This window comes from Haloarcula marina (assembly GCF_024218775.1).
GTDB lineage: Archaea > Halobacteriota > Halobacteria > Halobacteriales > Haloarculaceae > Haloarcula > Haloarcula marina.
Genome location: NZ_CP100404.1, coordinates 179,111 through 204,487, shown reverse-complemented (window position 1 = coordinate 204,487; position 25,377 = coordinate 179,111). Strand labels below are relative to the sequence as shown.

The following is a 25,377-nucleotide window of genomic DNA, read 5'->3' as shown; positions in this document are numbered from 1 at the left end:
TTCAGAACTGCGCCGGGTCGGCCGGTCCCGCACCGCGGGGCCGGAGTAGGTGTGTGCGTCCGGCGAAGAACCCGAGCAACAGGCCCGTGAAGTGGGCGACGAGTGCGACCCCGGGATTGGCCGTCAACAGCGTGATGAGCGCCGCGAGCAGGCCGCCGACGGCGAGTTGGACCCGCGGCGAGAGCGAAAACCCGCCGACCACGGTTTCGGTGAGGCGGTTCGACGCGAGCAGGTAGCCGAACAGGCCGAAGATGGCCCCGCTCGCGCCGAGGACGCTGACGCTCGCCGGGACGCCCGGAAGCAGCGACCCGACCAGGCCCGCGAAGGCGACCTGTGCGACCCCCGAGAGCGCGCCGACGCCGACGAAGAAGCCGTGAAACCGTGCGCTCGTCGTGGTCCGTTCGAGGGCGAGTCCGGCGAACGCCAGCGCGACGGCGTTGGCGAGCAAGTGGGTGAGACTGGCGTGGGCGTAGACGCTGGTGACGAGCGTCCACGGTTGGGCGAACAGCGGGTTCGACAGCGCGAACAGCGTCCGCTGGCGAGCCACCAGCCCCACGACCTGCTGGAGGGCGAAGACGGCGACGAGGGCCGCCAGCGTGACGAGCGTCGGACTGCCGACGAGGCGGCGACGCATACCCACGTGTTATCGTGGAGTCCACAAGAAACGCCCGGTGGTCGCGAGTCCAGAACGCATACCTTTCCGGCCCATCTGTGACCAGACATGTCCGACCTCACCGACGCGTTGACCGAGGCGTTCGCCGACGAGACGGACCACGAGACGGCGGCGACGGCCGCCGAGAACGTCGCCGCCTTCGCCGAGCAGTACGCCGAGGAACTGACCGCGGACGACGTGGTGTCGGCGTTCGCGACCGCACCGTACGACGACTTCGGCCACCGCTTCGACTGGCTTATCGGCGAACTCGCCGCCGCCACCGAGGACTGCACCGACTCCCGAGCGTTCCGACTGGCGGGCTACGGCGACCTGGCGGCCGACCCCGAGATGGGGTCCTGAGCCGGGATGGACGGCGGCACGTACACCCTCGTTCTCGAACGGACGAGCGACGGCACCGTCGAAATCGGCGCGCTCGGCGTGCGGTCGCTCCCCGCCGGGTGGTACGCCTACACCGGGAGTGCGCTCGGACCGGGCGGGTTCAGCCGCGTCGACCGCCACCGCGCCGTCGCCACGGGCGAGAACACGGCCCGGCACTGGCACATTGACTACCTGCTGGGGGACCCATCGACCAGTGTCGACGCCGTGGTCACCACCGAGGCCGACGTGGAGTGTGGCGTCGCCGAGCGGCTACTGGACGCGGGCGACGCTGTACCCGGGTTCGGCTGTTCTGACTGTCGCTGTCGCTCGCACCTGGTACGGCGTGAGGACCGAGACGCGTTGGTCGCCACGGTCGAACGCGCCCACGAGCGCGCAGTCGAGGCCTAACTGACGAGTTCGTACCCCGCGTCCGCGACGGCCGCGGCAAGTTCGTCCGCGTCGACGTCGCCGCTCGTCTCGACGGCGACGGTGTTCTCCTCGTGGTCGGCCGACACCGACTCGACGCCCTCGATGCCGCGGAGCGCCTCCTCGACTGTCGCTTCACATCCGGTACAGGACATCCCCGAAACGGACAGCGTTCGCGTATTCACGAATCGAAGTAGCGACCACTGAGGCAAAAACCGCTTCGGCCGAGGGCGTCGTGGGGACGCCATCGACCCGTCAGCAGTCCTGTGGCTCGACGTGTGTCGTCGGCGACTCGCCGTCGGGAACGCCGAAGAACAGTGCGTAGGCGACCGTTTGCTGACTGTCGCTCGGGTTCGTCGCGATTTCGGCGTGGCCGCCGGGGTCGACGAACGCGTTGCCAGCCTCGTAGGTGTGGGTGATGCAGGTGTGGGCGAACACGATTTCCAGTTGTCCTTCGATGACGTTCACGACGACCGGCCCCGGATGCGTGTGCCACCCGGTGGTCCCGCCGGGTTCGAGCGTGACCCGAGCGAGGACCACGGTCGACGCGTCGCGGACGAACGCGGCCTCCTCGCCACCCTGTTCGAACGTGACGCCGAGGGACAGGCCCACCTCGTCGGTGAACGTCGCGTGCGGGGCCAGCACTTCCACGCTCGCTCCCTCGGGTTGGTCGACCTGCCCGTCGTCAGTCTGTCCGTCCTCGGCTTGGGCGGCGGCGACACCACTGCCGCCGGTCGAGGAAAGTGCGAGCGCTCCGACGCCGAGTTTCGCGGAATCCGAGAGGAAGTCCCGTCGCAGGAACGGTAGGGAAGCGAAACGGTTCGTGTCGATACCCTCCTCGTGTGGTCCCTCGGACGAGGAATCGTCGCTGTCGGCGTGTCTCTGTGGCTCGTCGGTTCGTGTCATAATCTCTCCGGGGCGTAACCCCCGAATGGAGTACGTTCACGGTCCACCGTAGTTATGTGCCGACAGCGGTATCGGCACTCGCGGTTGTGTTGTGATACCATACATCAAGGTGAGGTAACCGTGGCTAGGGCGACGTTACCGACACCACCCGACATTGACCGCGAATCCCGACGACGGCGGCCGGTTTCGGCTCAGGAAATGTGGATAGCTGGCTTGTTCGGCCGGGCTTTCTTCGAGAGGTCACCCTCGCCGTCCGCCCGCCGCACCGTCACGTCGGCCCCGAACTCCTCTTCGAACAGCCACGTCGCCTGCGAGAGCACGTCCAGTTCCCGGTCGCCGTCGACTATCGGTTCCAGTCCCGCCCCGCGGTCCGCGAGGTCGGCGGCGTAGTCGGCCGCGGCGTCGCCGTGGGCCTGTATCGACTCGTCGCTCATGATTTCGCCGACGATTGCGTCGCCGGGGTCGGCGGCGCGAGCGACCTCGTAGGCGCGGTACTTCCAGTCCGCGGCGACGACGATGTCTATCTCGTCGGGGTCCTCGATGTCCACCACCTCGGTGATGTCGCGCACGTCGTCGAGCGTCGTCCGCACGAGTTGGCGCTCGATGCGGAACTCGGCCACGTCGCGCAGCGACTCGGGCCACGCCGCCGTCACCACGAGGCCGTCCTCCTCCAGCAAGAGCCACAGTTCCTCGGCGAGGTAGGGCGCGATTGGCGCGACCAGTTTCGCCAGCACACGCAGGGCGCGACTGTAGGCGAACTTGTAGGGGCGGTCGTAGCTCGCGTACCGCCGGAGCAGGCGCGCGAACCGCTGGAGTTCGCCGACGACGCGATGGAATCGGAACCGGTCGTACTCCTCGGTGACGGCGGCGATGGTCCGGTCGATTTCGCGCTCGAGGTAGGCGTCGTGGGGCGCGCTCTCGGTGCGGTAGCCCCTGTCGTCCCCGTCCGCTCGGGCCGCCGAACGGCGCATCTCCGCGAACTCGCTGACCATCTCGTAGAGGGTCTGCTGGAAGTCGTAGGCCGCCGAGACGTCCTTGACCGTCCACTCGAAGTCCTGTGCGGGATGGGCCGCCGAGAGGACGAACAACCGGGTCGTCTCCGCGCCGTACTCGTGGGGGGCGACGGCGTTGCCCTTCGACTTGGACATCTTCTCGCCGCTGTGGAGCACCGTCCCCTGATTGATGAGGCGGTCGACCGGTTCCCGGCGGTCCAGCAGGCCGAGGTCGGCGAGTGCCCGCGTGAAAAACCGGATGTACAGGAGGTGGAGCACGGCGTGCTCCTCGCCGCCGACGTACACGTCGACGGGAAGCCACTCGTCGGCCGTCTGTTGGTCGAAGGGGGCGCCCTCGAAGTGCGGTGAGAGGTAGCGAAGGAAGTACCACGACGAGTCGACGAACGTGTCCATCGTGTCCGTCTCGCGCGTCGCCGGTTCGCCGCAGTCGGGACACGTAGTCTGTTTCCACTCATCGGCCGCATCGAGGGGATTCCCGGTCGTCTGGACGTACTCGGGGAGTTCGACCGGCAGGTCCTCGTCGGGGACCCTGACCCGCCCGCAGTCCTCGCAGTGGACGATGGGAATCGGCGTCCCCCAGTAGCGCTGGCGGGAGATGAGCCAGTCCCGCAGGCGGTAGGTGGTCGCCGCCTCGGCGGCGTCGTTCTCCAGCAGTCGGTCGCGGGCAGCCGTGCTGGCGAGGCCGTCGTACGCGCCGCTGTCGGTGAGCATGCCGTCGTCGGTGTAGGGGTCCTCGGGAAGGTTCGTCCCGCTCCCGTCGACGGGTTCGACCACCTGTTTCAGGGGTAGGTCGTGTTCGGCAGCGAAGGCGTGGTCCCGTTCGTTGTGCGCGGGGACGCCCATGACCGCGCCCGTCCCCACGTCGTCTAAGACGTACGCGGCGACGTACACCGGAATCTCCGCGCCGGTGTAGGGATGGGTCGCGGTCAGGTCCGTCTCGACGCCAGTCAGGCCTGCGTCGTCGGCGTTGGCGACCGACTCGACGTACTCGGCGACGGCGTCGTCGTTCGCCGCGAGTTCCCGAACGACTTCGTGGCCGGGTGCGAGCGCAAGATACGTCGCGCCGTAGGCCGTATCGAGACGGGTCGTGAACGCCTCGACGGTGTGGCCGTTCACCCCGAAAGCCACGGTTGCGCCTTCCTGTCTCCCGATCCAGTTGCGCTGGCTGTCACGGACCCCTTCGGGCCACCCGTCCAAATCGTCGAGGCCGTCGTACAGTTCGTCGGCGTAGTCGGTGATGGTGAAGAACCACTGGTCCAAATCCCGCTGTTCGACGGGCGTCCCACACCGCCAGCAGACCCCGCCCTGCCCGTGGTCGTGGCCGCCGTCGGCCGTCGCCTCCACCTGCGCGTCGGCGAGCACCGTCTCGCAGTCGGGACACCAGTTGACCGTCGCCGCGTCGTACTCGACCAGTCCCGAATCGAAGAACCGGCCGAACAGCCACTGATTCCAGCGGTAGTACTCGGGGTCGCAGGTGGTTATCTCGCGGGACCAGTCGTAGCCAAAGCCCATCTCCTCCAGGTCGCCGCGCATCCGCTCGATACACGACCGCGTCCACGACTCGGGGTCGGTGTCGCGCTCGTAGGCGGCGTTCTCGGCGGGCAGACCGAACGCGTCCCACCCCATCGGATGCAGCACGTCGTCGCCCGCCATCCGGCGATACCGGGCGTACGCGTCGGTGATGGCGTAGTTGCGGATGTGGCCCATGTGCAACGACCCGGAGGTGTAGGGGAACATCCCCAAGACGTAGGTCGGGTCCGCCGCGTCGTCGGGACAGGCGTAGACGCCCTCGCGGTCCCAGACGCGCTGCCAGTACTCCTTGACCCGTGCGTGGTCGTATCGGCGCGACATTCGATACCTCGGTGTGGGTCGCCGTGACACATGAGTGTTCGGCTCCCGTCGGGGATTCACGCCCCTTCGACGGACCACGAGAGGACCGTAGCGCGAGTCGACGACCGGCCGAGGTGGTCACTCCTCGCCGGATTCGTAGTGTTCGCCAGCGGCCTCGGGCAGTCGGGTCTTCCCGACGAACGCGAGGACGACGATGACGGCGACGAACGGAATCGTCTGCACCAGCGAGTCCGGCAGGGCGTAGAGGTCGGTCGTCTGGAGGCGCAACTGGACGGCGTCTAGCCCGGCGAACAGCGCCGTCGACAGCAGCGCGCCGACCGGGTTGTAGTTCCCGAACAGGTACGCGACGATGGCGATGAACCCCTTGCCGTTGACCATCGTCGGCCCGTTGCCGGTGAACTGGCCGATGCTGAACGCCAGCGACGCGCCGCCCATCCCGGAGAACGTCCCCGACAGCAGGACGGCGGCGTAGCGCACCCGAGATACGTCGACGCCAGCGGTGTCCAACGCCTTCGGGTTCTCCCCGGCGGCGCGGACCCACCGGCCGAAGGTCGTCCGGTTGAGCGTGTACCACCCGACGGCGACGGCGAGGAACATCAGGTAGACGGCGGGCGAGGCGTCGAACAGCGCCCCGAAGAAGGGGATGTCGGACAGTAGCGGCACCGTGATGGTGCTGAGCGTGCCGACGCTGTCGGTGTTCGGGCCGCCGTAGAGCACCTGTGACCCGAACGGGGCCAGTCCGAGCGCGATGAGCCACACCGCCAGCCCGGCGATTATCTGGTCGGCCCGGAACTCGATGCAGACGACGGCGAACAGGCCAGCGAGCGCCGTCGACGCGACCACGGCGACCAGATAGCCGAGCCACAGCGACCCCGTCAGGTCCGCGCCGAACACCGCGGTGAACGCCGAGATGATGAGCAGGCCTTCGAGTCCGATGTTGATGACACCGGACTTCTCGGCGAAGATGCCGCCGATGGCGGCGAAGACGATAGGGACCGACAGGCGGAGTGTGGCGGCGAGCGTCGACGCGGAGACGACGATGCCGAACAGTCGCCCGACCTGTGACTCGGGCGCGACGAGGGCCGCGACACCGAGTCCGACGAACACCAGCGCCGCGACGATAGCGACGAGGACGCGCCCCGAGGGTCGCCCGTCGAAGGCGTCAGTCATCCGCGCCACCTCCGACGGGGGCCGGTCCCGCATCGTCTTCCCTGGCGGCGAGACGGCGGCCGACCAGCCTGAAGAACTCCGGCATGGCGACGAAGAGGATGATGAGGCCGCGCAGGACGCCGACCAGTTGCGGCGGGACGTTCGTCGCGAACGCGACGACGGTCGACCCCGACTTGAGGACGCCGAACAGCGCCCCCGCGAAGACGACGCCGAGCGGGTTGTTCCCCGCCAGAATCGAGACGGTGATGCCGTCGAACCCGTAGCTCGGAACGCCGGTCTGGAACTTCCCGAGTATCATCATGACGTACACCGCCCCGCCGACGCCGCCGATGGCCCCGGACAGCGTCAGCGACGCGACGATGGTTCGGGCGGCGTCGACCCCGCCGTACTCCGCCGCGGCGGGTTGGATGCCCGCCGTCCGGAGGTCGTAGCCGAAGGCGGTCTGGGTCAGCAGGTAGTACAGGCCGCCCACGAACGCCAGCGCGAGCAGGAGTGCGAATATCGAGAAGTCCGTTCGGGGGTCGAACACCACCGAGGGGAACTGCCCGATTTCGGGGAGCGGCGGCGTCTGGTTGGCCTGACTGTTGGGGTCGTTGAACGGCCCCGTCACCAGATAGCGCGCGACCAGCACCGCGACGAAGTTGAGCATGATGGTCGTGATGACCTCGTTCGCCTCGGCGTAGGCCTTCAGCGCGCCCGGTATCGCTCCGTACGCACCGCCGCCGACCGCCCCGGCCGCGATACCCAACGGGACGAGGAGAAGCGCGCCGAGGCCGCCGCTTACGAGGGGGGCGGCCCACAGCACCGTCAGCGCCGACAGCAGGCCGCCGACGATGAGTTGCCCCTGCGTCCCGATGTTGAAGATGCCCGCTCTGAACGCCAGCGCCACCGACAGCCCGGTGAATATCAGCACCGTCGTCTCCCGGAGCGTGAGCGCGAACTGCGGGTTCAGCGGCGACCAGCCGCCGGCGAACGGGTCGCCCAGCGCACCGAGGAACAGGCGGTCGAAGACGTAGAAGGGGTCGTAACACAGCGTCGTCCCGCCGAGCGTCAGGACGGGGTCGCGACACGTGGCGACCAGTCCGGCGACGAAGACGATGACCGTCCCGACCAGCACCGACAGCGCCAGCGCCGAGAGGGCGATGAGCACCCGCTCGCCCGCCGATGTCTGGCCGAGCGCGATGAGTCGCTGGCGGACCGTCGCGACCCACTCGCGGTCGGAGTCGGCACCGCTCATCGCCCGTCCCCTCCGTCGGCCCGGCCGACCCGCGGAACGTCGTCGGGTTCCTCCCCGGCCATCAGGAGACCCAGTTCCTCCTCGGTGACGGCGTCGGGGTCCACCACGTCGACGATTTCACCCTCGTACATGACGCCGAGTCGGTCCGAGAGCGACGTCACCTCGTCGAGTTTCGACGAGACCAACACGACGCCCACCCCGGCCGCTCGGAGCGCGTCGATGCGGTCGTGGATGAACTCCATCGACCCCACGTCGACCCCTCGGGTCGGATGCGAGGCGACGAGGACTGTCGGTTCGCGGGCCAGTTCCCGACCGACGACGAACTTCTGTTGGTTCCCGCCCGAGAGCGCCTCGGCGGTCGCGTCCGCGTCGGGCGGCCGCACGTCGTACTCCCCGACGATGGATTCGGCGTGGGCGCGGGTCTGTTCCCAGTCGATACGCCCCGCGCTGGCGTAGGGCTGGCTGTGTTGACTCCCCAGTAAGCCGTTGCTCACGAGGTCGAACTCCATGACGAGGCCGCGTTCCTGTCGGTCTTCGGGGACGTAGGCCATCCCGGCCTCGATACGGGCGCGACGGCCAGCGTCGGTCACGTCGGTCCGGTCGAGCGCGACGCCGCCCGACTGCACCCGCCGGAGGCCGGTGATGGCCTCGACCAGTTCCGACTGGCCGTTGCCGTCGACGCCAGCGATGCCGAACACCTCGCCCGCGCGGACAGAGAACGAAACGTCGTCGACGGCCCGGATACCGCGACTGTCCTCGACGGTCAGGTCGGCGACCCTGAGCCGTTCCGCGCCGAGGTCGGCCGCACGACGGTCCACGTCCAAGAGGACTTCGCGCCCGACCATCAACTCGGCCAGTTCCTCGCGCGTGACCGCGTCGGCCGCGACCACGCCGACGTTCTCGCCGCCCCGCAGGACGGTTATCTCGTCGGCGGCGGTCATCGCCTCGCCGAGTTTGTGCGTGATGAAGATTATCGTCTTGCCCTGTGTGGTGAGTTCCTCGAACACCGCGAAGAGGTCCTCGACCTCCTGGGGTGTGAGAACCGCCGTCGGCTCGTCGAGGATGAGCACGTCGGCGCCGCGGTACAGCGCCTTCAGAATCTCGACCCGCTGTTGGACGCCGACGCCGATGTCCTCGACCATCGCGTCGGGGTCGACGTCGAACCCGTAGCGGTCGGCCAGGTCACGGACCTCGCGGTCGGCGGCCTCGCGGTCGACGGTCAGGCCCAGCCACTTCCGCGGTTCGTTGCCGAGCGTGATGTTCTCGGCGACGGTCATCGGGTCGACCAGCATGAAGTGCTGGTGAATCATGCCGACGCCCGCGTCGATGGCGTCCCGCGGCGAGTCGAACTGCCGCTCTTCGCCGTCGACGACGACGCGGCCCTCGTTGGGCTGATAGAGCCCGTAGAGGACGTTCATCAACGTGGTCTTCCCGGCCCCGTTCTCGCCCAGCAGCGCGTGGACCGTCCCGCGTTCGACGGCCAAGTCGACCGCGTCGTTGGCGACGACGCCGGGGAACCGCTTCGTGATGCCATCGAGGTGAACGGCCTTACTCATTGTCCGGTGTCGTCGGGACCGCGGGGCTTGAAGCTAGCGACGGCGTTCACGACACCTGATTGGGGTCGGTCGGGACCGAGATGTCCCCGGCAATGATGTCCTCCCGGGCCGTGCTCATCTCGTCTTTGACGTCCTGCGGGATGTCCTCGCCCAGTTCCTGTCCGAAGACCGCCTCGACGCCGTTCTGTTCGAGTCCCAGTGCGGTCGTCGCGCCGCCCTCGAACTCGTCGTCGACGACCGACTCGACGGCGGAGTAGACGGCGTTGTCCACCCGCTTGACCATGCTCGCGAGGATGACGTCGCTGTAAGAGGACTTCGTGACCGACTGGTCCCGGTCGACGCCGATAGCGAACTTCCCGGCCTCCTGCGCGGCTTGGAAGACCCCGGTGCCGGTGTTCCCCGCCGCGTGGTAGACGATGTCCGACCCGGAGTCGTACATCGAGATGGCCGCTTCCTGCCCGCCCGAGGGGTTGTTGAAGTCGCCGACGTACGCCGTCTGGACGTCCACGTCGTCGCTCGCGTACTTCACGCCCGCGGTGAACCCGGCCTCGAACTTCTTGATGAGGTCGGACTCGACGCCGCCGACGAAGCCGACGTTCGTGGAGTCGCCCGCGGTCGACCCCGCACCCGCCGAGAACGACGTGGTCGTCAGCCGACCGGCCATGAGGCCGACGAGGAACGACCCCTCGTGTTCGGCGAACACGTACGACCCGACGTTGGAGGCGTCGACGACGGAGTCGACGATCATGAACTGCTGGTCGCCGTACTGGTTGGCGTTCTCGGTCAGCGCGTCGGCCTGCAGGAATCCGATGCAGCAGACCAAGTCGTAGTTTGGGTCACTCGACTGGGCGTACTGCTGCTGGAGAGTCCCGAACTCCGAGGCAGTTTCCGGTTGGGACTCGTCGTAGGCGATGCCCAGTTCCTCCTCGGCCCGTACGACGCCGGTCTGTGCCTGGTCGTTGAACGACCCGTCACCGAGGCCGCCCGTCGCGTACACCATGCCGATTCGGGCGGCGGCGTCGCCGCCGCCACCGCCACCGATACACCCGGCGAGGCTGGTCGCAGTAACGGTCCCGAGACTCCCGAGCAACGTTCGACGTGATACTGGCATGTCCTACGTGGTGTCGCCGCCACCGTTAAACACTTCGGTGGGTGCAGTTTCGGCGACACGTCCGCGAGGCAGCCCCAGCGAGTCGGTGCGCGTGTCGTCTGCGGCACGATAACACCCGACGATAACACCGGTGTCACCCGGTAACGGCGGCGTCCGCGAGCGCTTTTCACGCCGAGTCGCGACTGGTCGAGTATGTCCCAACACAAAGACGGGTACGCCGACAGCGTCGCCTACGACGAGACACTCGACGAACAACCGAGCGACGACGAACTCGACGCAGCCGTCGAGAACCTCGAAGCCAGCGGGTTCGACGTGGTCGTCGTCGGTGACGGCGAGGCCGCACTCGCGGAGATTCAGGAGCAGATTCCCGCGGGCGCGTCGGTGATGGACGGTCACTCGACGACGCTCGAAGAAATCGGCTTCGTGGAGTACCTCACGGAAGGCGACCACGACTGGGAGAACGTCCACAGCGAAGTGTACGGTATCGACGACGACGCCGAACGCCAGCGCGCCCGACGCGAGGCGCAGGCCAGCGACTACTTCCTCGGGAGCGTCAACGCCATCGCGGCGACCGGCGAACTCGTCGCCGCCGACGCCTCCGGTAGCCGAATCGGCGCGTACCCCTTCGCCGCCGAGAACCTCCTGCTGGTCGCCGGGACGAACAAAGTCGTCGACGACTTAGATGCCGCGCTGGACCGACTGGAAGACGTGGCCTTCCCGCTGGAAGACGCCCGTGCGCAGGACGCCTACGGCGCCGGGAGTGCCATCGCGAAACAGCTCATCTACCGGCAGGAGGCCGAGGAGGGGCGGACGACGCTCGTCCTCGTCCGCGAATCGCTGGGTTACTGAGCGGTGCGGCCACCGCGGCGTCAGCCGTCTGTCGCGCGAACGTTTATCGGTCGCGCGTGTTAATGCCCGATTATGATTCGGACGGGACGCCGGGAGGCGTGAACCGGCAGTGGTAGACGTGGTCTTCTGGGCGCTGGTCGTTCTCGCGACGATTACCGGGTTAGTGACGGCGTGGGCGCTCGGGGCCAACAGCAACTCCCCGCCCTTCGCCCCCGCTATCGGCGCGAACGCCATCTCGACGATGCGGGCTGCCTTTCTCATCGGCATCCTCGCCGCCCTCGGGGCGCTCACCCAAGGTGGCAGCATCTCCGAGACGGTGGGCGCTGGTCTCATCGACGGCGTCCAGATAACCTCGCTGGCGGCGACGGCGGGCCTGCTGACCGCGACGGCGTTCATGGCCTTCGGCGTCTACACCGGCTATCCCGTCCCCGCGGCGTTCGCCACCACCGGGGCGATGATAGGCGTGGGCCTCTCGCTCGGCGGCGCACCCGTCTTCGACACCTACCGCCGAATCGCGACGTTCTGGGTGCTCGTGCCGCCGGTATCGGGCGGCCTCGCGTACCTCACCGCCACCCTCCTCCGCCGGGACGACATCCCCGAGACGGTCGGCGTCCCGCTCTTGGCCGCCGTCGTCGGCGGCATCGTCGCCAACGTGGAGTTGAGCGTCATCCCAGCACCGCCGGGTGCGACGCAGAACTCGCTGGCGGGCTTTCTCGCGATGCTCGTCCCCCTACCGGGCGTCACCGTCGTCGGGACCCTGCTGGCCGCGGCCGGGAGTTTCCTGTTCATCCGCCGCCGCACGCAGGCGTCCGTGGACAAAGGCATCAAGACGTTCCTCGTCGTCCTCGGGAGCGTCGTCGCCTTCTCCAGCGGCGGCAGTCAGGTGGGACTCGCGACCGGCCCCTTAGAGAACCTCTATCGCGCGGAGTTAGGCTTGCCCGCGCTCGTCTTGCTCGCGGTGGGCGCGCTGGGCATCCTCGGCGGCGCGTGGATGGGCGCGCCGCGACTGCTACAGGCCACCTCGCGGGAGTACGCCCAACTCGGCGTCCGCCGCTCCATCGCGGCCCTCGTTCCGGGGTTCATCATCGCCCAACTCGCCATCGCGCTGGGCATCCCCATCTCGTTCAACAACATCATCATCTCGGGGGTCATCGGCGGCGGCCTCGCGGGCGGGTCGGCGGGCGTCTCCCGGCGGAAGATAGGGGTCACTGTCGGCTTCTGGATAATCACGCTCGTCAGTTCCATCGGCCTCGGGTTCGCGCTCTACCGCGCGTTCGCCGTGGTACTCGCTTAGCGGACGACGGTCACCGTCACCGGCGCTTCGCTCACGACGGCCGTCGCCACCGTCCCCAGCAGTCGCCGCGCGAGTTCGTTGCGCGTCCCGCCGTGCCCGCCCATCACGACGTGGTCCACGTCGTTCGCGTCGACGAAGGAGAGAATCGTCTCGGCGGGGTCGCCCGACTCCACCGCCGTCTCGATGGCCCGGTCGGCCTCGGCGGCCGTCTCACGTGCCCGGTCGACGAGGCGTTCGGCCCGTGCCGTCGCTTCCTCGCGCCGGTCCGCCCCGGGTTCGAGAATCCCGCCCTCGCTCATGCCGCTGTCCAGCGGGGCGACGACGTTCAGCACCGTCAGTCGACAGTCGAACGTCTCCACGGCGTGGGCCAGCGCCTCGTCTGCCAGCGGTGAGCCATCCAGCGGGACGAGGACGTGTTCGGGGGCCATACTCTAGCTCTGGCGGTCGAGTCACAAGTAGCCGGGTGGTGGCATCGCTCGGGAGTCGAGTGGAAGAGAAGTAGTCCATCCTGGATTCGAACCAGGGTCGAAGCCCCCAGAAGGCTTCAGGATTGGCCACTACCCCAATGGACTGAGCGCATCTGTCTGTACCCCGCGGTCCCTTGTAAGCGTTGCGCGATTGGTTTCAGCATGCGACGCGACAGCACGCGCCACGACAGTCGACTGGCGAACATCGACACCGCTTTGCCGCGTTGGCCGCCCATGTCGGATATGTACGTCGGACGTTTCGTCGTCGTCGGCCCGGAGGTGGGCGCGTACCGCGTCTCCTCGCGGTCGTTCCCGAACCGAGAAGCAACCAAGCGCGGCGACACCGTCACCGTCGGGCCGACGCCGGACGCCCCGGAGACGGACAACCCCTACATCTCCTACAACGGGGTCCGAATCACCGAGAACGGTGCCGTCGTGGGCAACGGCTCGCACGTCGACCCCATCGCCGAGAAACTGGCGCTGGGCTACCCCGCGCGGGACGCGCTGGCCGAACCCCTGCTCGCGCTGGACTTCGAGAAGGACGACTACGACACGCCGCGTATCGCGGGCATCGTCGGCGTCGACGCCGCGGACCCGACGACGAACGCCGACGGCCCCGGCGCGGTCATCGGGACGGTCCGGCGGGACGCCCTCGTCGTCGAGGAGGTCACCGAACCGACGCTGGTCGCCACCTACGAGGAGGACGACCCCACGGCGTTCGACCTCGCGGCGACGGACGCCGAGACGGCCGCCCGCGAAGTGTACGACCACGAGTTCGAACACGCCGTCTGCGCGGCCGGTGTTTCGGGCGAGGCGGGCGCGTTCGACGTGGCCGTCTACAACGGCGAGTAACGCCGCCAGCGGTTTCGAAAACTGACGCGGTAGCGACACTAAAGAGTCCCCACCACATACGCACGAATCATGAAGGTCGGCGTCCTCTCAGACATCCACGGCAATCGGGTCGCGCTGGCGGCGGTACTGGCGGATATGCCGCCCGTCGACGGCCTCGTCTGTGCCGGTGACGTGGTCGGCTACAACCCGTGGCACGCCGACTGCGTCGACGCGATGCGCGGCGAGTCGGACGGCCTACCCGAGGACGTGCCGTGGCCCGAGGAACCGGTCCCGACGGTGATGGGCAACCACGACCGGGCCGTCGCCGCCACGACGCCGTTCGCGTTCAACGGCATGGCTCAGGCCGGGGTCGAACACGCCCGCGAGCAACTGCACGAGGCGCAACTCGACTGGCTTCGGGACCTGCCGGACGAACGATTCGCCTACGACGACCGAGTGAAACTCGTCCACGGTCACCCCGACGACCCTGACCACTACACCTACCCCGACGAGTTCGGGCCGGACCTCCTGGGCGAAGAAGACGTGCTCGTGATGGGCCACACCCACCACCAGCATCACGAGGTGTACGCCGACGGCATCGTCATGAACCCCGGGAGCGTCGGCCAACCACGCGACGGCGACCACCGCGCCGCCTACGCCGTCCTCGACCTCGACGCGATGACCGTCGAGGACCGCCGCGTCGAGTACGACACCCGAGCGGTCATCAACGCCGTCGAGGACGCCGGACTCCCGCGGAAAATCGGGTTCCGGTTGACGCAGGGACGGTAGCGGTCAGCCGTCGGCGAGGAACGGACGGTCGCACTCGACGCAAGGGGGTCGCGCGGCGGTTACCGTTCTGTGGGCGGGAGTACGCTCCGGCGCACGACACACCGTCAGCGCAGGCTCTGACGAGACTTCCTTCGCTGCGCTCACGAAGACGGGGACGGGCAAACGCGCGACTGGTAGTTCGGAGGCAGTATACCGCGCGAGCGAAGTGAGCGCGACTTCACGAGACGCGGCATCGCCGCGTCCCGCGTTTTTCCCCACGTTCGGTAGAGCGAAGCGCTAACGCAGTGTGGAAGACGCACTGCGTCTTCCATGCACGTCGGAAGTGCTGTGCACTTCCGAGGACAGCCCAGCAGCAATCTCCGGTTTCTGAGGCCGTTTTTGCAACGGGAGGGTCCCGCAGCGCCGGAGGCGCGAGGAAACCCCCCGCAGTAAAAGTGGGTTCTTAGAAAACGCCCTGCACCAGCTTTAACGCCTGCTCGCGGTCGTCCCACGGGACGAACACGGACACCGAAGTGGCGGAGGTGATGACGTCGTAGATGTCGATGTGGGCGTCGACCAGCGGTGCGGCCACCCGGTAGGGGAGGGCCGCCTGATTGGGGTCGCCGCCGGTGACGCGGATGACGGCGATGTCGTCCTCCACGGTCACGGACGAAAGCGTCTCGTCGTTGACGATGCGGTCGTGGAGAAGCGCCTCCACCTCGTCGGCGTCGTCGGCGTTGACGTAGAAGGTCAGCGAGTCCATCCCCGAGGAGTTGGCGTCGATATTGATGCCAGCGCCGCCGATGGCAGAGGCGAGTTCGCCGAGGATGCCGGGGCTGTTGCGGATGGCGCGGCCAGCGACGGTGACACAGGCCAGTTCCTGCTCTTGGAGGTCGATGAGGTTCTCGAACTCGCCCTCGATAGAGGTCCCGCCGGTGAGCAGGTCGCCGTGTTGGTAGTGTGTGACCCGAACGGCGAGGTCGCCGTCTTTGTAGGACAGCGCCGACGGGGCGACGACTTCCGCGCCGCGGAACGACAGCGAACGGAGTTCGTCGACGGAAATCTCGCCGACGTTGCGCGCGCCCTCGACGACGCGGGGGTCGCCGGTCATGACGCCTTCCACGTCGGTGACGATGACGACTTCGTCGGCGTCCATGTAGTTGCCGAGCATGACGGCCGTGGTGTCCGAGCCACCGCGGCCGAGGGTCGTGACGTTGCCCTCGTGGTCCTCGGCGAGGAAGCCGGTGATGACCGGGACCACGTCTTTCATCTGTCCGGCCAGCGCGTGGGCGCGTTTCTTCGTCTCCTCGACGTCGACTTCGCCGAACGCGTCGGTGATGATGGGCCAGTCCTCGCTGCCGGGTTCGAGGAAGACGGCGTTGATGCCGCGGGCGGCGAGTGCGCCCTTCAGCATCCGGACGGAGGTGCGTTCGCCCATCGAGACGATTTCGGCGCGGTCCGCGTCGGCCGCGTCGTACTCGATGCCTTCGAGCAGTTCGTCGGTCGTGTTGCCCATCGCCGAGGCGACGACCCCGACCTCGTGGCCCTGTTCGACCGCCGCGGCGATGGAGTCGGCGGCGCGGTTGATTCGGTCGCCGCTCCCGAGACTCGTCCCGCCGAACTTCGCGACTACCCGCATCGTTTCACCCGCAGTGTGTGTCTCTGAGTCATGCCGTCGCGTTGGCCGCCGCTCGGGATAACTGTGTTCATCTGCCGCGGTTTTGCGGGGTGAGTGCCCGACACACGGTTTATTTGCGTGGAACACACACGCACACCTATGGAGATACGTGACGCCGTCGAGGCCGACGCCGAACGGTTGGCCAGCCTCGCCGACAGTCCGCCGGACGTGATGCGGAACCTCGTCCACGACCGGACGGTTCGAGTCGCGACGGTCGACGGCGACGAGGATGAGGACGAGGCTGGAGACGCCGCGAACGACCGCGATATCACCGGGTTCGTGAGCTACGACGCCGAGCGCGGGACCGTCCACGTCACCCAACTGGCCGGGTCGGCGGACGCCTGCGAGCGCCTGCTCTCGGAGCCAATCGGGTTCGCGGAGCGGGAACGCATGGCCGTGGAACTGCTGGTCCCCGAAGGCAACGAAGCGGTCGAGACCGCCGTCGAGGCGACCGGCTTTACCCGAACCGGGACGGGTCCCCAGTTCGACGGCCAGCAGACGGTGCGCTACCGGCTGGAGCCGGAGCGGGCCGAGCAGTGACGGCGGCGCGGAAACACGCCGGATGAACCGCGCAGAGACCACCGCGGTCACCGCCATCGGCGTCCTCGCCACCGTCGCCGTCGTCGGCCTCTTGTTTCTCGGCCCGGTCGGCTGGATACTGGTGATGGCGCTCGTTCTCGGGACGTTCGTCCTCCCGGAGTACAGCGGTTCCTTCGACAGTGTGACGGCGGCCGAACGGCCCGACTGTCCCCACGGCGGCGCGCCGAACTCACTCGACCGCGAGACGTGCGGGCACTGCGAGCGGGCGCTGACTGGCGACTAATCGCGTCTCCGCGGAACTGCCACGCGCCACCCGACCACCCCCAACAACGCGAAGCCGAAGGCGTTGAGCGACCCGTGGAGCGCCACCATCGTTCCGATGTCGAGGCCGAGCGAGAGGCCGGTGAACGTCGCGACGCCGTAACCCAGCGCGAGCGCCATCGAACCCGGGAGCGCCACCGCCGACCCGGCGAGCAGAAATCCCTGCGCACGCGAGCGAGTGGGGGCGAGACGCCTCGCGACGTAGCCACCGAACAGCGCGACGGCGACGGTGAACCCCCCGACTGCGAGGACTTCGACGACCGGAGAGACGGAGATGCCGACGGCGATGATGGCCGGTCCGACCAGAATCACGCCGACGAGAGCGCGGAACGAGCGGGCGTCCGTTCCCGGCCCGCAGCGTGCAGTCAGCCCCGTCACGACGGGGAGAACGAACCCGGCGTAGTGGAAGTGAACTGCCGTCAGGAGGACGATGGTGCGTCCGAACCAGAACGTCAGGTCCAGATGGAACAACAGCAGCGCCACCGCCCCGACAGAGGCGTAGGCCAGTCCGGTGTCGACGGCCGTCTCCGCCGTTTCGAACCCACCGCGCTCCCGCGTTCGAACGACGGCGGCGAGGCCCAGCAGACCGGTGACGAGGAGCCACGGAGCGGCGAGCGCCGCTGCCGTCGGTCCGTCGACGGCGCGGACGAGCGAGAGCGTCAGGCTGACCGCACCCAGTGGCTGTAGCCACGTCGCCAGGGCCACGAGTCGCCCAGCAGCCCCGTCGAACGACGGCGTCCCGGCCATCCCGACGCCGAGGGGGACGAGGACCAAGGGTGCGAGCGTCAGGGCGCGCTCGATCGGCCCGAGGTCGCCGAGGACGGCCGTGGCGACCCAGAGCAGGGACCCCGCAGCGGCGCTGGCGTCGGTGACGGCGACCCCGGCGACGGTCGGTCGGGCCCCGAGACGGTCTCCGGGCCACCGGACCGCGTCGCTCATCGCGGCGGGAGCGTTCGCAGGCGGGTGAGCGGGCGGAGGTCCGCGATTTCCTCGCGTTCGGTCAGTTCCTGCGTGAAGGACCCCCGGTAGCTGAGGATGTGTCCCGCCAGCGCGTTCTCGACGGTGGCGAGGACGTAGTAGCACTCCCCCGTCTCGTCGTAGCGGTCGCGCACCTCCACGTCGGCGACGAGGGGGCCGGGCAGGCGGTAGTACCGGCCGTCGCGGTGGACCCACTGACGGCCCGCCTCGACGACGAGCGCACCGTTTTCGACCCGGGGATGCAGTTCCGTGGCGACGAGGCCGCCACGGCCGAGGAAGTCGAGCAGTCGCTCGCCGTCGTCGTCCCACACGGTCACGGAGTCGAAGCGTCGCCGCTTGCGGCCGAAGTCGAACTCCCGACGGGTCGTCATCGCCTCGTGACCGTCGAGTTCGTACCCGACCGTCGTCACCGAGAACGGGATGTCGTGACCCGCTTCGGGAAACAGCATCTCTCGGCCCGTCATCGCGTACAGCGCCGGGAGGACGTGCGTGCCCCGCGAGATGTCCATCTCCCCCCGGCCGACGGTGACGCCGTCCTCGGGGCCGATGCTGTACCGTTCGCGGACCTTCGGGTGGAGGTCGGCGGCGGCGTCGCCGAGGGCGCGTTCGTAGACACCGGTCATGGGTGGCTCCGTGAGTCGGCGAGGGCGGTCGGGACGAGAGGGTGTGCGGGGCGCTCCATGCCGTTGTTTCCGTCTCCGAGGGTGATAAGAATTGGTCGCAGAGCGGGCGCGGTCAGTTCTCGGACAGATGCGTCACCACGGCCGCGACACTGTTGTCGACCGGGTCGGGGTCGGTACCGGCCTCGGCGGCCGCATCGAGGCCTGTCGGCCGATGACCCACCGTCAAGCGACCGACTCGCTGTCGCCGCCCTCCGAGGTCACTCCTTCGAACGAAGTTTCCGGTAGAGGTACGCGATGCCGAGGCCGCCGGCGACGAGCGCCGGGACCAGCGGCGCGTCGGCGGCCTTCGACGCCTGTTTCCGGACCGTCTCGGTGACCGAGCGCCCCTCGTCGATGTGCGCTAAGATAGCGTCGGTATCGTTGGGCACCGGTTCGGGTTCGGCACCCGCTTCGGCGGCCGCATCGGGGTCTTTCAGTAGGTGGCCCGTCGTCAGGCAGACGACGGATTCGTCGTCGTCGACGACGCCGCGTTCGCGGAGTTTCCGCAGGCCAGCGACGGAGGCGGCGGAGGCCGGTTCGACACCGACGCCCTCGCCCGCGAGGTCGCGCTGGGCCTCGGTAATCTCCGCGTCGGAGACGGCGACGGCGGTGCCGCCCGTCTCGCGGATACCGGGGAGAGCCTTCGGTGCGTTGACCGGGTTGCCGATGCGGATGGCCGTCGCCCGGGTCTCGACTTCCTCCCAGCGGCGGGTCTCGTCGAGACCCTCCTCGATGGCTTCGACCATCGGCGCGGCCCCCTCGGCCTGTGCGCCGGTGATTTTGGGCACCTGGTCTTCCGTGATTGCCCCCGTTTTCACGAGTTCGCGGAAGCACTTGTACAGCGCCGCGGTGTTGCCCGCGTTGCCGACCGGCAGAACGATGCGGTCGGGGTACTCGCCGTAGTCGGCGTAGTGCTCCTCCATGATTTCGAGGCCGATGGTCTTCTGGCCCTCCAGACGGAAGGGGTTCAGCGAGTTCAGGAGGTACGCCTCGCCGCGGGCCGCGAGGTCCTGCACGCGGTCGAGACACTGGTCGAAGTTGCCGTCGACTTCGAGGATGCGGGCCTGATGCAGGGCCGCCTGTGCGATTTTCCCGGCGGCGACCTTCCCGGCGGGCAGGAGGACGAGCGTCTCCATCCCGCCGCGAGCGCCGTAGGCCGCCAGCGCCGCGGAGGTGTTCCCGGTCGACGCGCAGGCGAGTCGGTCGACGCCGACCTCTTGGGCGACGCGGACGCCGACGGTCATGCCGCGGTCCTTGAACGACCCGGTGGGATTCATCCCCTCGTGTTTGACCCGGAGGCTGTCGACGCCGACCTCCTCCTCGATACGCGGGACCCGATGGAGCGGCGTGTTCCCCTCGGGGAGCGTGACGCCCACGTCGAAGGGAAGCGCGGCGTGGTAGCGCCAGACGCCCGACCCCTCGCCCTCGAAGTCCTCGAAGGTGGGCAGGTCGGCGTAGCGAACCTCCAGCAGTCCGTCGCAGTGGTCGCACGTGTATCGAACCTCGTCGAAGGGAGCGAACGACTCGCCGCACTCGATGCACACGAGCCAAACGCCGTCGTCGGCCACCGACGGAACCTCGTCGGTGAGTTGCAGGTCGGCCATTGTTCGTGCCCATGGCCCCACCGGGCAAAAGTCGGACGGTTGCGGTCCGGGAGCGTCGGCGACTGAGCAGCGGGTTCGCCGGTCAGACGGCGTCGGTGTCGAACTCGTCGATGCGGTCGTGGACCGCCGCCGTCCACTGGTCCAGCGTCTCGTGCAGCAACTCGCGGGCCTCCGAGAGCGGCGTCGCCGTGTACTGATACACGTGGCCGCCCCCGTCGAGCAAACGCCGTCGGCGCTCGGCCAGTCCTTTCTCCCGGAGCGTCGACAGCGAGCGGTTGACGTTCGAGCGGTCGCGGTCGAGGTGGCTCGCGAGTTCCTCGACGGTGCTTCCGGGCGCGTCGAGCAGGGCGAGATACGTCCGCACTTCGTGTCGCTGGACGCCGAAGACGCAGGCCATCACCTCGTCGAGTTCGGGTTCCTCGTCGACCATGAGTTCGCGGAACGCGTCGGGTGACGGGTCGATAGCCATGTACGGACGCGTAGGGGTGCCGAACGCATAAACGGGGTCGTTACCTCCGCCTCACCCACTATCGTCGGCGATACCTCGTCGGCGATGGACCGACGCCCGCCGGCCGCGAGCGAAAGTGAGCGACGTTGCCGAACGTATCGAGAAGGGTACCGTTTCGGGTGGAACTCCGCGGTTCCTCGGTGAGAGGTGCTGTGCCAACAGTTCTCAAACGCACCGGAAAGACCATCGTTTCGGGTGGAACCGACAGCAATCGACGGCCCCACCAGGTGCGGGCGACACCGCCGACGGAGACAGTCCGACCGCAAGTCACACCTCCGTCGGGCGCGCGAGTGCCACCATGGCGACGGTTCACGACCTGCGCAACGAGATTCGACAGGCAGTCGGGCGGTACGAACGCGTCGAGTCGACGGCGTTCACGAAAGAGGCGCTCGCGGCCATCTGCGAGGCGGTCGGCCACGAGGTGGGCGAGGGACGACTCCCGCCGAAGTCCGAGATGCGCGCGGCCATCCGCGCGAACGTCGACGGACTGGCCGACGACGCCGAGGCCGCCGAGAAACCGTTCCGGAAGGCCGACCTCGAAACGCTCGCGGCGGCGCTCAGCGACTGAGTGGCCGCAAAGCCGCGCTAACCGTCGGTCAGCGCGGACTCAGTTCTGCTTGGCCGCGACGCGACTCACTCCGCTCGCCGCGTCACTTCGAGGAACGTCACGCCGTTTGGTTCTCCGCTAACCACGCTAACAGGCCCTTCTGCGCGTGCAAGCGGTTCTCCGCCTGGTCCCAGACGACGGCGTTGTCCGACTCGATGACGTCGTCGGTGACCTCCTCGCCGCGGTGGGCGGGCAGGCAGTGCATCAGCGTGCGGTCACCGAGGAAGTCGGTAGTTATCTGGAAGCCGTCGAAGTCGTCCAGTTTCTCGTGGCGGCGGTCCTCTTGGCCCATGCTGACGAACACGTCCGTATAGACCACGTCGGCGTCGGCGACGGCCGCCTCGGGGTCGTGGGTCGTCTCGGGTGCCTCGCCGACGGCGGCGGCGCGGTACAGAACGTCCTCGGAGACGCCGTACCCCTCGGGCGTGGCGACGGTGAGGTCGATGTCGGTCATCGCCGCGCCGAGGACGAACGACTGGCAGACGTTGTTGCCGTCGCCGACCCACGCCACGTCCACGTCGAATCCGTCGAACTTCTCGCGGATGGTCAGGAGGTCGGCGAGGGTCTGACAGGGGTGGGCGTCGTCGGTCAGGGCGTTGATGACCGGTACCTCACTGTACTCGGCGAGTTCCTCCACGTCGGCGTGGTCGAAGACGCGGGCCATCACGAAGTCGACGTAGCGGGCCAGCGCTCGGGCCGTGTCCTTGACGGGTTCGCCGTGACCCAGGTGGATGTCGTCGGGACCCAGGAAGAGGGCGTGCCCGCCCAGTTGCGTCATCCCCGTCTCGAAGGAGACGCGGGTTCGTGTCGACGGCTTCTCGAAAATCATACCCAGCGTCTGCTGGTCGAGCGTGTCCTGGTACGCCTCGGGGTCGGCCTTGATTTCGGCCGCGCGGTCGAGGACGGCGGTCAGTTCGTCGGTCGTGAGGTCGTCGACGTCGAGTAGGTGCATGGTCACAGCAGGCGTTCGGTGACGTCCGTCAGGACGCCGACCGCGCGGTCGTACTCCGCGAGGTGGATGTGTTCGTTGGGCGCGTGGTCCAGGTCCGAGTCGCCGGGGCCGTAGGTCGCCATCGGGCAGTCCCACGCCTTCGCGAAGACGTTCATGTCGCTGGTGCCCGTCTTGCGAAGGAGCGTGGGGTCGCCGCCGTGTTGGCGGATAGCCGCCCGGAACGCCCGGGCGACGCTCGTCCGGGGACTCTGCATCACGGGTTCGACTTTGTCGTCCCAGTGGACGGTGCCGTTGGTCAGATAGCCGTCGGCGATTTCGCGAATCTCGTCGGTGGTGTACTCCGGCGGTACCCGTAACTGGACGTTCATCGTCGCCTCCACGGAGAGGCCGTCTTCGGAGATGCCGCCGTCGATGTCGACGGGTTTGCAGGTGACGCGCTCGAAGACGGGGACCCACTCGTCGGGGTCGAACTCGGCTTCGACCGACGACCACCAGTCGATGGCGTCCTGAATCGCGTTGTTCTCGGGCCGCGAGGAGTGGCCGGACTCGCTGGTGGCCACGAAGGTTCCGGCGAGCAGGCCGCGGTAGCCGAGCGTGATGCCCTCCCACCCGGATGGTTCGCCGTTGATGACGGCGTCCGGGGCCTCTTCGCGGTCCTCGACGAGGTAGCGCGACCCGCGGGAGTCGACTTCCTCGCCGACGACGCCGACGAACGACGCGCCGGTGCGGGCGGCGGCGGCGGCCATCGAGCACAGCGGCCCCTTCGCGTCGACGCTCCCCCGTCCCCACAGCACGTCGCCCTCGTCGGTTTCCTCGACGCGGACCGGGATGTCGCCTGGTACGGTGTCGATGTGCGAGGTGAGGAGGACGCCGTCGTCGGCGGGCGCGCGGACGTTGCCCACCTCGTCTATCCACACCTCGCGGTCGTGGGCCTCGAAGAACTCGACGAGGCGGTCGGCGGCCTCGCGTTCGTTCGGGGTGACCGAGGGGATGCGGACGACGTCTTCGAGCAGTTGCCGTGCCTCGGCGTCCGCGTCCTCGCTGACCGCTTCGCTCATCCCACCACCTCGGTCATCGCGTCGACCACGTCGTCGGCGTGGTCCTCGTCGATGGTCAGCGGCGGGAGCAGGCGGACGACGGTCCGGCCAGCGGGCAGGGCGAGGATGCCGTGGTTCAGCGCGAGTTGCTTCAGCGCCGTGTTCGCGCCGCGGCCGACTTCGACGCCTATCATCAGGCCCTCGCCGCGGATGTCGCGCACTTCGTCGCCGATGGCCGCGTCCAGTTCGGTCTGGAGGTAGTCGCCCATCCGCGCGGCGTTCTCAGGCACGGACTCTTCGACGATGGTCGAGACGGTCGCACCCGCGGCGGCGGAGATGACCGGCCCGCCGGAGAACGTCGAGGCGTGCGACCCGTAGTTCTCGGCGATCCAGTCGCGACACAGCGTCGCGCCGACGGGGAAGCCGTTTCCGAGGCCCTTCGCCGACGTAATCATGTCGGGCGTGACGGTCGCGCGCTGGGAGTTCCACAGCGCGCCCGTTCGCCCCATTCCGGTCTGGACCTCGTCGAAGATGAGCGCCGCGCCAGCGTCTTCGGTTATCTCGCGGGCCGCTTCGAGGTAGCCCGCCGACGCGGGGTTGATGCCGCCCTCGCCCTGGACGGGTTCGACGATGAACGCCGCGGTGTCCTCGTCGACGGCCTCGTCCAGCGCCTCGGCGTCGTCGTAGGGGACGAACTCCACGTCGCCGATGAGCGGTTCGTAGGGCTTCTTGTACTTCGACTTCCACGTGGTCGCGAGCGACCCCATGGTGCGGCCGTGGAACCCCTGCATGGTGGCGACGATTTTGGAGTCGCCCGTGGCCGACCGGGCGAACTTCAGCGCGGCCTCGTTGGCCTCCGTGCCGGAGTTACACAGCCACGTCTTGTCTATCGGGTCCGGCGCGGTGTCGGCGAGCAGTTCGTACAGCGCCGTCCGCTCGGCGTTGGGGTAGGACGCCTGCACGTAGGTCAGTTTCTCGAACTGCTCGGTGACGGCCTCCTGCACCGCGTCGTGGCCGTGGCCGAGCGGGACACAGGCGTAGGACGCGCCCATGTCCAAGTACTCTGTGCCGTCGTCGCCGTACAGATAGGCGCCGTCGCCGCGTTCTATCTGGATGGGTTTCTCGTTGAAGACGAATCCGCTCATGTATCTTCCTCCGAAATCGCGCTCGCTTGTACGTGTGTGCCGCTCCCGGACAGCGCCGAGAGAATCGGCTCGTCGGCGTTGGCGTCCGCGACGACCACTTCGGGCGAACCGCCCGCTAGGGCCTCCTCGGCGGCCATAATCTTTCGGCCCATGAAGCCCTCGGCGGCCGCTTCGAGGGCCGCCCAGTCGTCGCTCGTCTCGACCGATTCGATGAGCGTCGACGGGTCGTCGGGGTCCGCGTAGACGCCTTCCACGTCGGTCAGCAGGACGAGCGTCGCGTCGAGTTCGCCCGCGATAGCCGCCGCCGAACGGTCGGCGTCGGTGTTGACGGGGATGATTTCGCCGTCGTCGTCACCGGCCATCGGCGGGGCCGCCACTGGCGTGTAGCCGTCACCCAACAGCGACCGCAACAGGTCGCCGTTGACCTGCTTGATGGTCCCCGAGTGGTCGCCGCGGCGAATCTTCTTCTTGCCGTCCTCGACGACGCGGACCGCGGATTTCCGGGGGCCGTACAGCAGTTTGCCGTCCACGCCGTTCAGGCCGACGGCGTCGACGCCCTCGCTCTGGAGGCCCGCGACGAGTTGGGTGTTGAGGTGACCGAACGCCATCTCGAACACTTCCATCGTCGTCTCGTCGGTGAACCGGCCGACGACGCCGCTCGGCGTCTCGACGTACTCCGGGTCGACGCCGAGTCGTTCGAGCGTCTCGTCGACTTTGGTCGAGCCGCCGTGAACCACGACGACCTGTTCGCCCTGTTCGGCGAGTGATGCCACATCCGCGAGCGCCCCCGCTGGGTCAACAGCACGAGCGCCACCGACTTTGATAACGACTGTCAT

General features: G+C 68.3%; 27 protein-coding genes and 1 tRNA gene. 9 read left to right on the top strand and 19 right to left on the bottom strand.

The features are described from left to right. Position 1 precedes the first annotated feature (1 nt). Entirely contained in the window at positions 2–634 is a 633-nt protein-coding gene (locus NJQ44_RS01055; RefSeq protein ID WP_254272832.1) for a rhomboid family intramembrane serine protease, read from the bottom strand. A gap of 87 nt (positions 635–721) precedes the next feature. Between NJQ44_RS01055 and NJQ44_RS01050 the strand changes: the two genes are divergently transcribed. Together NJQ44_RS01050 and NJQ44_RS01045 are read left to right on the top strand one after the other, a co-directional pair. After that, a complete protein-coding gene (locus NJQ44_RS01050; protein ID WP_254272831.1) occupies positions 722–1,012 on the top strand; it encodes a hypothetical protein in 291 nt (96 codons plus the stop codon). 6 nt (positions 1,013–1,018) lie between these two features. Further along, on the top strand, positions 1,019–1,438 hold the full coding sequence (locus tag NJQ44_RS01045; protein ID WP_254272830.1) for a GIY-YIG nuclease family protein: 420 nt from the start codon (positions 1,019–1,021) through the stop codon (positions 1,436–1,438). Here NJQ44_RS01045 and NJQ44_RS01040 read toward each other — a convergent pair. From NJQ44_RS01040 to NJQ44_RS01010, 7 genes are all read right to left on the bottom strand, one after another. Then, positions 1,435–1,641, bottom strand: coding sequence for a heavy-metal-associated domain-containing protein (locus NJQ44_RS01040; RefSeq protein WP_254272829.1), 207 nt, complete (start codon positions 1,639–1,641; stop codon positions 1,435–1,437). The genes NJQ44_RS01045 and NJQ44_RS01040 overlap by 4 nt on opposite strands. A 70-nt stretch (positions 1,642–1,711) precedes the next feature. After that, on the bottom strand, positions 1,712–2,362 hold the full coding sequence (locus NJQ44_RS01035) for a cupin domain-containing protein (protein WP_254272828.1): 651 nt from the start codon (positions 2,360–2,362) through the stop codon (positions 1,712–1,714). Between the two features lie 191 nt (positions 2,363–2,553). Beyond that, positions 2,554–5,226: a leucine--tRNA ligase gene (gene leuS / locus NJQ44_RS01030; RefSeq protein ID WP_254272827.1), complete on the bottom strand. Its 2,673-nt coding sequence runs from the start codon at positions 5,224–5,226 to the stop codon at positions 2,554–2,556. 117 nt (positions 5,227–5,343) lie between these two features. Beyond that, a complete protein-coding gene (locus NJQ44_RS01025) occupies positions 5,344–6,396 on the bottom strand; it encodes an ABC transporter permease (RefSeq protein WP_254272826.1) in 1,053 nt (350 codons plus the stop codon). Beyond that, the gene (locus NJQ44_RS01020) at positions 6,389–7,633 is read right to left on the bottom strand and encodes an ABC transporter permease (protein WP_254272825.1); all 1,245 of its coding nucleotides are present in this window, start codon (positions 7,631–7,633) and stop codon (positions 6,389–6,391) included. Before NJQ44_RS01020 ends, NJQ44_RS01025 begins: the two co-directional genes overlap by 8 nt. Beyond that, on the bottom strand, positions 7,630–9,189 hold the full coding sequence (locus NJQ44_RS01015) for an ABC transporter ATP-binding protein (RefSeq protein ID WP_254272824.1): 1,560 nt from the start codon (positions 9,187–9,189) through the stop codon (positions 7,630–7,632). Before NJQ44_RS01015 ends, NJQ44_RS01020 begins: the two co-directional genes overlap by 4 nt. Positions 9,190–9,235: 46 nt before the next feature. Beyond that, on the bottom strand, positions 9,236–10,300 hold the full coding sequence (locus NJQ44_RS01010; RefSeq protein WP_254272823.1) for a BMP family lipoprotein: 1,065 nt from the start codon (positions 10,298–10,300) through the stop codon (positions 9,236–9,238). Positions 10,301–10,492: 192 nt separating this feature from the next. Between NJQ44_RS01010 and NJQ44_RS01005 the strand changes: the two genes are divergently transcribed. Both NJQ44_RS01005 and NJQ44_RS01000 read left to right on the top strand, forming a co-directional pair. After that, positions 10,493–11,149, top strand: a complete 657-nt coding sequence (locus NJQ44_RS01005; protein WP_254272822.1) for a lactate utilization protein — start codon at positions 10,493–10,495, stop codon at positions 11,147–11,149. A gap of 109 nt (positions 11,150–11,258) precedes the next feature. Further along, on the top strand, positions 11,259–12,443 hold the full coding sequence (locus NJQ44_RS01000) for an inorganic phosphate transporter (RefSeq protein WP_254272821.1): 1,185 nt from the start codon (positions 11,259–11,261) through the stop codon (positions 12,441–12,443). Here the strand turns inward: NJQ44_RS01000 and NJQ44_RS00995 are convergent. Together NJQ44_RS00995 and NJQ44_RS00990 are read right to left on the bottom strand one after the other, a co-directional pair. After that, on the bottom strand, positions 12,440–12,871 hold the full coding sequence (locus NJQ44_RS00995) for a universal stress protein (RefSeq protein ID WP_254272820.1): 432 nt from the start codon (positions 12,869–12,871) through the stop codon (positions 12,440–12,442). The genes NJQ44_RS01000 and NJQ44_RS00995 overlap by 4 nt on opposite strands. 71 nt (positions 12,872–12,942) lie before the next feature. Continuing rightward, positions 12,943–13,015: transfer RNA gene (locus tag NJQ44_RS00990), tRNA-Gln, on the bottom strand. Between the two features lie 138 nt (positions 13,016–13,153). Between NJQ44_RS00990 and NJQ44_RS00985 the strand changes: the two genes are divergently transcribed. Together NJQ44_RS00985 and NJQ44_RS00980 are read left to right on the top strand one after the other, a co-directional pair. Then, positions 13,154–13,762, top strand: coding sequence for an IMP cyclohydrolase (locus tag NJQ44_RS00985; protein ID WP_254272819.1), 609 nt, complete (start codon positions 13,154–13,156; stop codon positions 13,760–13,762). 69 nt (positions 13,763–13,831) lie between these two features. After that, the gene (locus NJQ44_RS00980; RefSeq protein ID WP_254272818.1) at positions 13,832–14,530 is read left to right on the top strand and encodes a metallophosphoesterase family protein; all 699 of its coding nucleotides are present in this window, start codon (positions 13,832–13,834) and stop codon (positions 14,528–14,530) included. Between the two features lie 442 nt (positions 14,531–14,972). Here the strand turns inward: NJQ44_RS00980 and NJQ44_RS00975 are convergent, their stop codons facing one another. Continuing rightward, positions 14,973–16,148 carry an aspartate kinase gene (locus NJQ44_RS00975; RefSeq protein ID WP_254272817.1) on the bottom strand — a complete coding sequence of 392 codons (1,176 nt, stop codon included), beginning with the start codon at positions 16,146–16,148 and terminating at the stop codon, positions 14,973–14,975. Between the two features lie 138 nt (positions 16,149–16,286). Here NJQ44_RS00975 and NJQ44_RS00970 point away from each other — a divergent pair, with 138 nt between their 5' ends. Both NJQ44_RS00970 and NJQ44_RS00965 read left to right on the top strand, forming a co-directional pair. Next, the gene (locus NJQ44_RS00970; protein WP_254272816.1) at positions 16,287–16,727 is read left to right on the top strand and encodes a hypothetical protein; all 441 of its coding nucleotides are present in this window, start codon (positions 16,287–16,289) and stop codon (positions 16,725–16,727) included. Between the two features lie 22 nt (positions 16,728–16,749). Then, on the top strand, positions 16,750–17,010 hold the full coding sequence (locus NJQ44_RS00965) for a hypothetical protein (RefSeq protein WP_254272815.1): 261 nt from the start codon (positions 16,750–16,752) through the stop codon (positions 17,008–17,010). Here the strand turns inward: NJQ44_RS00965 and NJQ44_RS00960 are convergent. The 4 genes from NJQ44_RS00960 to NJQ44_RS00945 all read right to left on the bottom strand — a co-directional run bounded on the left by NJQ44_RS00960 (position 17,007) and on the right by NJQ44_RS00945 (position 20,761). Beyond that, a complete protein-coding gene (locus tag NJQ44_RS00960; RefSeq protein WP_254272814.1) occupies positions 17,007–17,987 on the bottom strand; it encodes a YndJ family protein in 981 nt (326 codons plus the stop codon). The genes NJQ44_RS00965 and NJQ44_RS00960 overlap by 4 nt on opposite strands. Further along, positions 17,984–18,649 (bottom strand): DUF4166 domain-containing protein, encoded by a 666-nt coding sequence (locus tag NJQ44_RS00955; RefSeq protein ID WP_254272813.1) that lies wholly within the window; start codon positions 18,647–18,649, stop codon positions 17,984–17,986. Before NJQ44_RS00955 ends, NJQ44_RS00960 begins: the two co-directional genes overlap by 4 nt. Positions 18,650–18,906: 257 nt before the next feature. Continuing rightward, positions 18,907–20,292, bottom strand: a complete 1,386-nt coding sequence (gene thrC, locus NJQ44_RS00950; RefSeq protein WP_254272812.1) for a threonine synthase — start codon at positions 20,290–20,292, stop codon at positions 18,907–18,909. A gap of 82 nt (positions 20,293–20,374) precedes the next feature. Further along, positions 20,375–20,761: a helix-turn-helix domain-containing protein gene (locus NJQ44_RS00945; protein WP_254272811.1), complete on the bottom strand. Its 387-nt coding sequence runs from the start codon at positions 20,759–20,761 to the stop codon at positions 20,375–20,377. Positions 20,762–21,098: 337 nt separating this feature from the next. Between NJQ44_RS00945 and NJQ44_RS00940 the strand changes: the two genes are divergently transcribed. Continuing rightward, entirely contained in the window at positions 21,099–21,368 is a 270-nt protein-coding gene (locus NJQ44_RS00940; protein ID WP_254272810.1) for a hypothetical protein, read from the top strand. A 97-nt stretch (positions 21,369–21,465) separates the two neighbouring features. On the opposite strand, the gene argF is transcribed toward NJQ44_RS00940, so the two are convergent. Genes argF through NJQ44_RS00920 form a run of 4 tightly spaced genes read right to left on the bottom strand, consistent with a single transcriptional unit; the run spans position 21,466 to position 25,377 of the window. Further along, positions 21,466–22,359, bottom strand: coding sequence for an ornithine carbamoyltransferase (gene argF / locus NJQ44_RS00935; protein ID WP_254272809.1), 894 nt, complete (start codon positions 22,357–22,359; stop codon positions 21,466–21,468). 2 nt (positions 22,360–22,361) lie between these two features. Further along, the gene (locus NJQ44_RS00930) at positions 22,362–23,417 is read right to left on the bottom strand and encodes a [LysW]-lysine hydrolase (protein WP_254272808.1); all 1,056 of its coding nucleotides are present in this window, start codon (positions 23,415–23,417) and stop codon (positions 22,362–22,364) included. Further along, positions 23,414–24,541 (bottom strand): aspartate aminotransferase family protein, encoded by a 1,128-nt coding sequence (locus NJQ44_RS00925; RefSeq protein ID WP_254272807.1) that lies wholly within the window; start codon positions 24,539–24,541, stop codon positions 23,414–23,416. The genes NJQ44_RS00930 and NJQ44_RS00925 overlap by 4 nt, the downstream gene beginning before the upstream one ends. After that, positions 24,538–25,377: an acetylglutamate/acetylaminoadipate kinase gene (locus NJQ44_RS00920; RefSeq protein ID WP_254272806.1), complete on the bottom strand. Its 840-nt coding sequence runs from the start codon at positions 25,375–25,377 to the stop codon at positions 24,538–24,540. The genes NJQ44_RS00925 and NJQ44_RS00920 overlap by 4 nt, the downstream gene beginning before the upstream one ends.

Excerpts from the sequence above, each read along its gene's own strand:
- NJQ44_RS00945 (WP_254272811.1), bottom strand. The coding sequence starts at position 20,761 with ATGGCTATCGACCCGTCACCCGACGCGTTCCGCGAACTCATGGTCGAC.
- NJQ44_RS01050 (WP_254272831.1), top strand. The coding sequence starts at position 722 with ATGTCCGACCTCACCGACGCGTTGACCGAGGCGTTCGCCGACGAGACG.
- NJQ44_RS01035 (WP_254272828.1), bottom strand. The coding sequence starts at position 2,362 with ATGACACGAACCGACGAGCCACAGAGACACGCCGACAGCGACGATTCC.
- NJQ44_RS01025 (WP_254272826.1), bottom strand. The coding sequence starts at position 6,396 with ATGACTGACGCCTTCGACGGGCGACCCTCGGGGCGCGTCCTCGTCGCT.
- NJQ44_RS01020 (WP_254272825.1), bottom strand. The coding sequence starts at position 7,633 with ATGAGCGGTGCCGACTCCGACCGCGAGTGGGTCGCGACGGTCCGCCAG.
- NJQ44_RS00925 (WP_254272807.1), bottom strand. The coding sequence starts at position 24,541 with ATGAGCGGATTCGTCTTCAACGAGAAACCCATCCAGATAGAACGCGGC.
- NJQ44_RS00995 (WP_254272820.1), bottom strand. The coding sequence starts at position 12,871 with ATGGCCCCCGAACACGTCCTCGTCCCGCTGGATGGCTCACCGCTGGCA.
- NJQ44_RS00985 (WP_254272819.1), top strand. The coding sequence starts at position 13,154 with ATGTACGTCGGACGTTTCGTCGTCGTCGGCCCGGAGGTGGGCGCGTAC.
- NJQ44_RS00970 (WP_254272816.1), top strand. The coding sequence starts at position 16,287 with ATGGAGATACGTGACGCCGTCGAGGCCGACGCCGAACGGTTGGCCAGC.
- NJQ44_RS00975 (WP_254272817.1), bottom strand. The coding sequence starts at position 16,148 with ATGCGGGTAGTCGCGAAGTTCGGCGGGACGAGTCTCGGGAGCGGCGAC.
- NJQ44_RS00980 (WP_254272818.1), top strand. The coding sequence starts at position 13,832 with ATGAAGGTCGGCGTCCTCTCAGACATCCACGGCAATCGGGTCGCGCTG.
- NJQ44_RS01045 (WP_254272830.1), top strand. The coding sequence starts at position 1,019 with ATGGACGGCGGCACGTACACCCTCGTTCTCGAACGGACGAGCGACGGC.
- NJQ44_RS00940 (WP_254272810.1), top strand. The coding sequence starts at position 21,099 with ATGGCGACGGTTCACGACCTGCGCAACGAGATTCGACAGGCAGTCGGG.
- argF (WP_254272809.1), bottom strand. The coding sequence starts at position 22,359 with ATGCACCTACTCGACGTCGACGACCTCACGACCGACGAACTGACCGCC.
- NJQ44_RS01055 (WP_254272832.1), bottom strand. The coding sequence starts at position 634 with ATGCGTCGCCGCCTCGTCGGCAGTCCGACGCTCGTCACGCTGGCGGCC.
- NJQ44_RS01010 (WP_254272823.1), bottom strand. The coding sequence starts at position 10,300 with ATGCCAGTATCACGTCGAACGTTGCTCGGGAGTCTCGGGACCGTTACT.
- NJQ44_RS01015 (WP_254272824.1), bottom strand. The coding sequence starts at position 9,189 with ATGAGTAAGGCCGTTCACCTCGATGGCATCACGAAGCGGTTCCCCGGC.
- NJQ44_RS00955 (WP_254272813.1), bottom strand. The coding sequence starts at position 18,649 with ATGACCGGTGTCTACGAACGCGCCCTCGGCGACGCCGCCGCCGACCTC.
- thrC (WP_254272812.1), bottom strand. The coding sequence starts at position 20,292 with ATGGCCGACCTGCAACTCACCGACGAGGTTCCGTCGGTGGCCGACGAC.
- NJQ44_RS00960 (WP_254272814.1), bottom strand. The coding sequence starts at position 17,987 with ATGAGCGACGCGGTCCGGTGGCCCGGAGACCGTCTCGGGGCCCGACCG.
- NJQ44_RS00920 (WP_254272806.1), bottom strand. The coding sequence starts at position 25,377 with ATGACAGTCGTTATCAAAGTCGGTGGCGCTCGTGCTGTTGACCCAGCG.
- NJQ44_RS01005 (WP_254272822.1), top strand. The coding sequence starts at position 10,493 with ATGTCCCAACACAAAGACGGGTACGCCGACAGCGTCGCCTACGACGAG.
- NJQ44_RS00930 (WP_254272808.1), bottom strand. The coding sequence starts at position 23,417 with ATGAGCGAAGCGGTCAGCGAGGACGCGGACGCCGAGGCACGGCAACTG.
- leuS (WP_254272827.1), bottom strand. The coding sequence starts at position 5,226 with ATGTCGCGCCGATACGACCACGCACGGGTCAAGGAGTACTGGCAGCGC.
- NJQ44_RS00965 (WP_254272815.1), top strand. The coding sequence starts at position 16,750 with ATGAACCGCGCAGAGACCACCGCGGTCACCGCCATCGGCGTCCTCGCC.